6 protein-coding genes are annotated in these 8,782 nt (G+C 35.6%); 3 read left to right on the top strand and 3 right to left on the bottom strand.

What is annotated here, in order from left to right:
• Positions 1-99 precede the first annotated feature (99 nt).
• Positions 100-666, top strand: a complete 567-nt coding sequence (efp, locus tag ACIPNH_RS01840) for an elongation factor P (protein WP_006279719.1) — start codon at positions 100-102, stop codon at positions 664-666.
• Positions 667-674: 8 nt separating this feature from the next.
• A complete protein-coding gene (locus ACIPNH_RS01835; RefSeq protein WP_400771357.1) occupies positions 675-1,370 on the top strand; it encodes an inositol monophosphatase family protein in 696 nt (231 codons plus the stop codon).
• A 118-nt stretch (positions 1,371-1,488) separates the two neighbouring features.
• On the opposite strand, the gene hemA is transcribed toward ACIPNH_RS01835, so the two are convergent.
• The 3 genes from hemA to htpG all read right to left on the bottom strand — a co-directional run bounded on the left by hemA (position 1,489) and on the right by htpG (position 7,793).
• Positions 1,489-2,697: a 5-aminolevulinate synthase gene (hemA, locus tag ACIPNH_RS01830; protein ID WP_400771355.1), complete on the bottom strand. Its 1,209-nt coding sequence runs from the start codon at positions 2,695-2,697 to the stop codon at positions 1,489-1,491.
• Between the two features lie 64 nt (positions 2,698-2,761).
• Entirely contained in the window at positions 2,762-5,854 is a 3,093-nt protein-coding gene (locus tag ACIPNH_RS01825; RefSeq protein WP_400771352.1) for a host RNA manipulator TomO, read from the bottom strand.
• A 43-nt stretch (positions 5,855-5,897) separates the two neighbouring features.
• Positions 5,898-7,793: a molecular chaperone HtpG gene (htpG, locus tag ACIPNH_RS01820; RefSeq protein ID WP_400771362.1), complete on the bottom strand. Its 1,896-nt coding sequence runs from the start codon at positions 7,791-7,793 to the stop codon at positions 5,898-5,900.
• A 541-nt stretch (positions 7,794-8,334) separates the two neighbouring features.
• Here htpG and ACIPNH_RS01815 point away from each other — a divergent pair.
• A partial coding sequence (locus tag ACIPNH_RS01815) for a hypothetical protein (RefSeq protein ID WP_400771350.1) occupies positions 8,335-8,782 on the top strand: 448 nt, incomplete at its 3' end.

The following is an 8,782-nucleotide window of genomic DNA, read 5'->3' as shown; positions in this document are numbered from 1 at the left end:
GTATATAGTATTAAATATACCAGAATTTATTGACTAATAAAGACTTTGATATTTATATAAAGCTATTTATAATTATAAGATCAAATTGAAAATGTAATTATGGCAGAAAGAGCTAACGATATCAGACCAGGTCAGGTGTTGGAACATAACGGCGGATTATTTTTGGTTGTAGGTATTATGCATACTCAACCTGGTAAAGGTGGTGCATACATACAAGCCGAAATGAAAAACATCAAAACCGGAGCAAAACACTATGAAAGATTTCGTTCTGATGCAACAATCAGAAGGGCAATTTTAGATGAAGAGGAATATGTTTACCTTTTCACTGAAGGAAACATTGTAAATCTTATGCATCCAAGTAATTACGAGCAAATCACTATAAATTTGGACTTATTGGGAGAAAAAAAAATTTATTTACAGGATAACATGAAAATTAAAGTTGTAGCTTATCAAGACAAAATAATTTCTGCGCATGTGCCTGATTATGTTACACTTGCTGTGAAAGAAACAGAGTCTGTTATTAAAGGACAAACTGCTACTGCTTCTTATAAGCCTGCAATTTTGGAAAACGGAATGCGCGTTAACGTGCCTCAATTTATAAAAGAAGAGGATAAAATTGTAGTATATACTCCAGGTGACAGCTATTATGAAAGAGTGAAAGAGTAAAAGGAAGAATGTCCCTCTCATCACCACGAATTAATGTGATGCTTGATTCTGTGCGTAGTGCTTCCAGGCAGCTTATGCGCGATTTTAATGAATTACAAATCTCTAATGTTAAATCAGCAGACTTTATCAATAAAACTTATTCAAAATCCAAGCAAACCATATACGATTGCTTGCACGACTACAAACGAGACTATGGGTTTATTTCCGAAGATGATACTGATCAAGAAGTAAAAGATGACACTTATACCTGGTTTATTATGCCTATAGAGGGCAGGGAGAACTTTTCCAGTTGTATGGTTTATTTTGCAGTATCAGTCTGTCTCATTCATAAAAATAAAGTTGTGGCGGCTGTAATTGATGCTCCGGCTCTTAGAGAAACTTTTTGGGCAGAAGAAAAGAAAGGTGCTTTTCTTGAGGACTTTAGATCTCGTCATATAAAAATGCGGGTGAAAAGCCGTGAAGGGGGTCTAATAGATGTAAGTGGTAATTTGTTAAATAAATTGTTGCCTGGCAATAGTAGTGTATGCTCCATCGGTTCAACAATTTTAGGCTTTGCATACCTTGCGGCAGGAAGGCACAGAGGAATAGTTTACTCTAGAGTTAACAAATATAAAGCCTTGCTCGGTAGACTTTTTCTGCAAGAAAGCGGTGGAAGGCTAACGGAAGACAACGGGCTAATCATTGCTGGAGATATAAAACTATAGCTAAAGTAATTTATGTTTACCTACAATTTGATAAGCGTAAAACTCGTCATTCCGCTACTTGTTAGCGGAATCCATGCTGAGATACCGCGAATAAATCGCGGTATGACGTAGGGCTGTACTAGCTATAGCATAAACAGGCTACAGAGATAGACAACTTTTCGAAAACTTTTACAAGAGATTCTGTTAAATGCTCTATCATTTCATCGGTATGATAAGGTGTAGGGGTAATACGGAAACGCTCAGTTCCTCTTGGAACTGTCGGGTAATTTATATGTTGAACATATATTCCATACTCATCAAATAATAATTTTGATGCTTTTTTAGATAACTCTGAGTTGCCAATTATTATTGGAATTATATGAGTTTCTGTTGGAATGAAGTTAATTCCTGCATTTCTCAGTGAGTTTTTTACTTTTTCAACGACTTGCTTTTGCTTTTCCCTTTCAATGTTGCTCGATTTTAGGTGCTCAACGCTTGCCTTTGCTGCCGCTGCTAAAACAGGCGACATAGCAGTGGTAAAAATAAATCCTGGAGCGGAACTTCTTATTACATCTACCAAGCTCTTTGAAGACGCTATATACCCACCCATCACTCCAAAAGCCTTTGATAGTGTACCTTGAATAACGGTTATTCTATCCATCAGGCCTTCTCTTTCTGCAATTCCGCCACCATGTGAACCATACATGCCAACTGCGTGCACCTCATCCAAATAGGTAATTGCATTATGTTGATCTGCAAGATCGCATATTGCTTTAAGCGGCGCTATATCGCCATCCATTGAATATACGGATTCAAGTGCTATTATTTTTGGTGTCTTTTTGTCTATAGACTTGAGTAACTGCTCTAGATGATTAACATCATTGTGTTTAAATATATGTTTTGGCCTTTTTCCTGATTTTATGCCTTCTATCATCGAAGAATGGTTCTTCTCGTCTGAAAAAATTACTACGCCCGGAATAACAGACGATAAAGTGCTAAGTGTTGTCTGGTTAGCGAGGTAGCCACAAGCAAAAGTTAAAGCAGCCTCTTTTTTATGCAAACAAGCTAAGGATTTTTCAAGTTCAACAACCTCTTTTGTTGTACCAGATATATTTCTTGTTCCTCCAGCACCAACAGATGAATTTTGGATAGCGGCAATTACACTCTCATTTTGTGACATTCCCAAATAGTTATTACTGCACCAGACTATTACTTCCCTATTTCTTTCATAGTCCATAATGTGGGGGAGCCTACCTGGTAATGACGCAAAGTGCGTAAATTCACGGTAGCGCCCCTCATCTTTTATATCTTTTATTTTATTCAAGAATATTTCTTTGTAGTTTACCAAGTCCTTATTTACCGATAATTAACATAATTATAATAAATTATTAAACGATAGACTACTATATTTATTATACATGTACGGCAGTAGGTACTTTCCCCGTGTTGAAAGGTTTTTCAACCTCGCTGTTTTCAACTTGGCTTTTAGGTGTACAGCAGTATATAATTGCAGCGGCAACCAGACAACAAGCTCCAACTGCTATCCCCACTGCTAACATTTCTAAGTAAACAAAGATAGCTATCGAAGCTACTGCAGCCACGACTAGTGTTGAAACAACTATAGTAGACAATGTGCTTTTTTTGATATTCTGTGGAGAATCATTATCTTCTTCACTTGGATCATTATCATTTTCTATATCTTTCATGAGAGGCTTGTGATCATCCAGAGTTATAGTGGAAGCACTATTAGATTGACTTATCACCATACCTATAGACTGCACAGACACACTACTATCATCCACCCCTTTGCTATTCTGCTCTAGATTATCGGCAGGTAGTTGATCACTACCATTCTTTGACACTACACCTACACTACTATCACCTGCACTTTGCAAATTAGTATTACCTTTTTCACTTGAATCATAACTCTGTACCATAGGTTGAGCTTCCAGCAAAAGTACACCATTTTGATTACTTGCAACTTCATCAGTATCTTCACTAATAGTTTCAACCAGACAACTCACATCCCATGAAACCTGCGCATCAACATGAATAACATGCTCTCTATCCACAAAGGATAATACTGTGCTATTGTCCACATAGCCGCTGCTTTGTAAACTCACACCACTTTTTTCCACTTTATTGTTTTCAGTATCACTACTCACAGGAGTTACCTGATCACTTATAGTAGCGCTAACATCTTGTATATCTTTATTGTTTTGATTATCAGACTGTCTACCATTACTTTGAACATTATTCACTTGTCCAGAGTTTTCGTTAGCTACTGAAGGCACTGGTTCTAGTATTGGTGCTGGTTTTGTATCTTGTTCATCAGTTTTAAACGTAGAATTCTTCTCACCATTTGTGCCATTATCTAAAGGATTATCATCATTCGAAGAACCTAGACCACCCGCTTGTTCTACATATCCAGCAGGTTGGACAGGAGCTTGTTTCCTCTTACTACTATCAACTTCAGTGATTACCTTTGAGCCATCATTTTTACCAACATATAGTTCTCTAAATTGCACTTCTTTTTCTTGTTCATTTTTCTTTTTTTCTTCTTTAGATCGTTTTATAAAAGTTCCAGGAGTTTGGCACATTTCATCCCACAAATCTTGACGTTCATGACAGGAATATTTTTGCACATCAATAGAAAATTGCAGAATATTTCTAATTTGCATTAAACTGAATATTAGATCAATATTCTTTTGACGTTTATTGTCTTTTGGATCTTTAGTGTATTCATCATACACTATGCAAGCAGTCTGAACTAATCCATTTACAACACCTGGAAGACGGCTGTTATATTCACGTAAAGCTTCAGATTGCAATAATTTGTTTTCCTTTTCCAGATCTTCTATGCGCTTTTCTATGCTAGATTTAAAAATCTTACACTCCTCTTGAAAAATTACGTTAATTGCACCCTCTTCTGTGTATAAGTAACATACTTCCTTGACTAAGGAGTAATCTTCTTGGCCTATTGAGTAGTGTGTTGCATTTTTCAGTATATTCTGTATGATCGGCCTAATCACTTGCTCATTATGTGATACGTTTTGATGAATTTCTTTAGTGTAAAAAAGCACCTCGACTATAACGTCTGTGTTTGTGTATTCAACATTAGACAATGCAATCAGAATTGATTCATATATTTCATCAAACTCGTTATTTTTAAATTTTTGATTGAGATAGCCGATAACATCATTGCTGCATTTAGCACATTTTTCACACAAGTGCTCGATAAATGCAATATTACCAGCATCCAATGCAGTTTTCAGAATTAAATCATAAATTTCTTTTCTGCCACGAACTCCTATGTTTTTCAGGATTTGTTGCCCTAGTATTGTAATAACTTTATCATCCGCAAATGCTTGTTCATATACATCGTAAATGGCATGATCTGCACTATTAGTGTATCGTTTGCACAGGTATTCAATGACAGATGTGTGTTCCTGGCTTATCGCAGTTTCTAATAAAGTAACAAAACTCTTTTTTAATAACTCTTCTGTTGAGGCTTTTTTAGTTAGCTTATTAATATATCTTTCAAATGCACCCAGCACTATCGTGATGAATTCTTCATTTTTGATCAGAGACGCTGTTTCAAGCACACCATACAAAGAATCAGGATTACTTGTTTTTAACACCTGTCCAAAATCTCTTAAAACGTATTCGACAAAAACTGCATTTAATAATTCTTGCTCTTTTCTTAATGCTATAACTGAGAAAAAACCAATCTTATTAGGTTCGACAAGTTGTATAGTTTGATCTTTTAATCTTCCATAAACTCCATCGGTACCATGGAATTTTTCTATAAAAGCTTCAATATATTTTTGACCACCAACAAGGAGAGGTAAAAGACTTAAATTTCCTTCAGCAAAAAGAAAATCCTGATATTGCTCTACTAGCTTGTCATTAGCTGCAATTGCCAATAGTACCAATTCTTTTACTGAATAATCATACTTGAAACCCTCTTGATCAAATTTATATTGTGATAGTACATTTGAATATATATGTTGATGGTTGCTTCCGTTTTGTAACTCCAAATTAAGTTGATTTGAACAGAAATCTTTGAGATTTTCATTATCCAGCGTAATAGACCTGCCTTCATAATCTTCAATATTTTGTACAACCTTGTCTAATTCTTCACAATTATCTTCTTGTATAGCTTGATTTAAGATATTTATAATCTCAGCAAAAGTTAAGTTTTTAGGAATGATACCATATGAATCTTCATCTTTTAACTCTACAGTAAACGACCTATCACAACCATCAGGAAAGTTTGCAAGTATTGCATTCTCTAAACTTAGATCTTCAGGGGGTGTGCTACATGGAGTAGCTGATATCTCTTGACTTTCGCTATCTAAAACTTCAAACTCTTCTTCAATACCTGAATCTTCAGAATCTGGTTTTTCAAAACCATGCCAACTTTTGATTAATCTTTCAGAATTTGATTGGCCCTGTGAAGTTGTATCTTGTGATACAAAGTCTCTAAAATTGGAACCAAACATGTTTTACCTCCTAACTAGCAGCTAAGCTAAGCTAAGTATAGCATTAAACAGAAATCTTGCCAAGCAAATTATTCAGTCTCTTAGCAAAGCTGCTCGCGTCATCCATCTCTTCGCCTTCCACGATGCAAGCTTGGTAAAACAATAAGTGAACCATGTCCTCCAATGTTGGGTTTTCACCACTTTCAGCATAAGATTTCATTATACTCTTTATTACAGGATGCTTAGTGTTAATTTCAAGCACCTTTGGCGTGCGGTAATTTAGCTGCTTTTGTTCACGCAAAAAACGCTCCATGCGAAGATCCATAGCACCTTCATCAACCGCTAGGCATACGGGACTATCAGTCAATTTTTTGGAAATTTTTACGCTTTTTACTGAATCTCCAAGCACTGTGGTAAAATATTGCAATATAGTTTCCTCAGTTTTTTCTTCATTCGATTTGTTTTCTTCATTTTTCTTATCTTCTTCTGAAGAGAATTTTTCCAAATCAACATCAGCGCGAGTCACAGACTTAAACTTTTGATCTTTATATTCATGAATTACACTAGTCCAGAAATCATCCACTGGATCAACGAACAGAAGAACCTCCAGCCCTTTACTGACGAACCCCTCAAATTGCGGACTGTTTTTCACTGAATCGAGGCTATTTCCGGTGAGATAATAGATATGCTCCTGCTCAGGCTTCATTCTGCTTATATAGTCATCAATGCTGACTAATTTCTCATCACCAGTACTATGAAATCTGCAAATTGAGAGTAGTGCTTCTCTCTCATCAGTTGGCATAGCTTCGCAAAGACCTTCCTTTAAAACTGCACCAAAATTGGTCCAGAATTTTGTATATTCCTCTAAATTCTCTTTTGCTTTTTTACCGAGCTCTGATATCACACGCTTAGTGAGAGATTTTCTGATCTGCTCAACAACACGATTATTCTGCAGCGTTTCTCTGCTGATATTAAGAGGCAAGTCCGGTGAATCAACCACGCCTTTCAGAAAACGCAAGTATTGTGGTATAATCTGTACGGTATCTTCAGTGATAAATACTTTATTTACATATAACTTCACAGAGCAACGTCTATCTGGATGGAATAAATCAAAAGGTTTTATAGAAGGAACATAAAGCAAATTTGTATATTCTATTGCACCTTCATTTTTATTATGCAATATCATCCAGGGCTCCCCGCCAACGTGAGCAACACTGCGGAAAAAATCGTTGTGCTCCTCTTGAGTAACGTCATTTTTTGGCTTAGTCCAAATTGCAGCCTTACTGTTTAACTTTTCACTTTTTCCTTCTTCGTCTATAAATTCAACAGGAAAATTTATGTGATCAGAGTAAGTAGTGACAATATTTTCAACACGAAATTTATCTAAAAACTCGTTTTCTTCAGGATGCATAATGAGCGTAATTTTGGTTCCGCGAGGGACTTGATTATCTGACTTGCTGATTGAATATTCCCCATCTCCTTTGGATTGCCAGATCCAAGACTCCTCTTCTCCAGCTTTTCTCGATTCTACTATTACTTCTGATGCAACCATAAAGCTTGAGTAAAAACCAACACCAAACTTCCCAATCAGCTCCACAGTTTGGCTTGAATCCTTGCTATTCTTAATCGCATCCAAGAACTTTTGCGTACCAGAGCTTGCAATTGTACCAAGATTGTCTATTAAATCCTGTCTATTCATTCCAATGCCATTATCAGTGATATATAGCTTGTTCTTATCTTTATTGGAGCTGATAGTGATTTTTAATTCGTCACTCAAATCTAGCAAATTAGGGTTTAGTTGAGATTCATAGCGCAACTTATCACATGCATCTGATGCATTTGATATTAATTCACGCAGAAAAATGTCTTTATTGGTGTAAAGTGAATGAATCACTATATTCAGTACTTTCCCTACCTCAGCGTCAAATTTTAAATTTTCAGTTTCTTGTACATTATGCATTTTGAGCTCCATTATTTGCCTACTACCCTAATAATTTAAGTATTGAATCACGATCTTTCAAGGTCACGTACACCAAAATTAATGTGGGTGTAGTTATTATGACACCCAATTTATGGGATCTCTTGCATAACAAACTTTTGGCAGCGCATTGGATGAAACGAAAAACTTCCTTGACACCCTTCGCCAGCCCCCTTATCATGATATGTATAACAATGTTACAAAAAATAATATCATAGAATTCAAGAAGATAATTCCTAGAGGGTTACTCATCTATAAAAGGCCGAATTTTGTTAGCTATTTAGATGTAAAAGGTAAGCTAAATTTTTATAAGGAAAAAACAATAATTAACTAAAAGAGAGCGCTGGACGAAGCAACTTAATTGGTTTGCTATTTCAACCACCATAACTCAATCAACAAATTTTGGAAAAAAACACCGTGTTTTGAGAACCTTATTTATCGACATATAAAATTTTTCTTGCCTCTTTTCAAAAAATAAAATATCTTAAATTAAGAATATTGATAATTCTTTATAGGGGGTATTATGCACGTAGGAAATTCTAATAGTCAGCAGGTAAGTCAGAATTTGCTGTCTTTTTCAGCTAATTCCTCTGATGAGGAGTACTGTGATGCTAGTGATAAGGTTGAGAGATCTTCTATATCTTGTGAAAGTGATTCTGACCTGGAATCTATTCCTACTGTATCACATTTTAAGCAGCATACTTGGAAAGACGGCAAATCTAAAAAAGTTGGCCAAAGTAGCTTTAATGAAAATAAGGGAACAAGGAAGTCATTTGGTGAAAATGGATATATAGAGGGACAATGGAAGAACAATCATTTGATAGAACTAGATTCGTGTCAATTTACTCATCCACATAATAATAAAACAGTTTATATTAGGAAGCAAAGTCCAGGTTATTTATTTACTTTTGATCAGGAAAACTTTATTGCAAGAGTAAGCTTCAACAAGATTGAAGAGTTAGATTTTGCTG

Source organism: Wolbachia endosymbiont of Drosophila barbarae, from assembly GCF_044752445.1.
GTDB lineage: Bacteria > Pseudomonadota > Alphaproteobacteria > Rickettsiales > Anaplasmataceae > Wolbachia > Wolbachia pipientis.
The sequence above is the reverse complement of the archived record's forward strand: the minus strand, read 5'-3'. Positions and strand labels throughout refer to the sequence as shown.